Below are 631 nucleotides of genomic sequence, written 5' to 3' on the forward strand. Positions count from 1 at the left end.
GAGACAGCATTCATTTAATTAGAATTATCCCAGCTTAATAAAAACCATCCCTGGATGCTCTTTACCGTTATAGCATCGCGTACTTCGCCTCAAAATCACCTTACTCTAGCCGTTGTTTCCGTAGTCTATCTGCAGAAACCATGTTAACCCCCATGAAGAGTCAGTACTGACGCCTTGGACGCTGACTGACACCAGGATTTCCCTGATGCAAATCATGGTATAGGAAACTTCTCATTTAAAGTATTTTATATCAATAAATGTATTCATATAGCATAAAATTCCACACACTTAGTGTTAATCATATTTACATACTGGTAGCTGAGCCATTTGGTCATGACAGATGGGCTATACTTAACTTATTTATAAGCTTAAATACGCTGTCACAGGCTTGAGTGACGCATTGAAATAGCGGCAGCAGTCACTGTTTGTTATCTTTATTGGGGAAACAAGATGAAGTTTGTTATTAACAAAACCATTTTATTTGATGCGGAACAGGGAACGCTGGCGAATGCCAACCAGCCTGACGAAACAAAAGTGCTCTCTCTCACCGAGATCCGTTTGATACGTCTTTTTGTCGACAATCCGAACCTGGTGCTTTCACGGGAAACCCTATTAATCGACGTTTGGGAAC

The 631-nt window shown here is 40.6% G+C and carries 1 pseudogene; it reads left to right on the plus strand.

The window, feature by feature from the left end:
* Positions 1-450: 450 nt before the first annotated feature.
* Positions 451-631: pseudogene (locus tag JHD74_RS25945) on the plus strand (helix-turn-helix domain-containing protein); the annotation flags it as partial.

The organism is Serratia sp. ASV30 (assembly GCF_016428815.1).
Taxonomy (GTDB): Bacteria; Pseudomonadota; Gammaproteobacteria; order Enterobacterales; family Enterobacteriaceae; genus Chania; species Chania fonticola_C.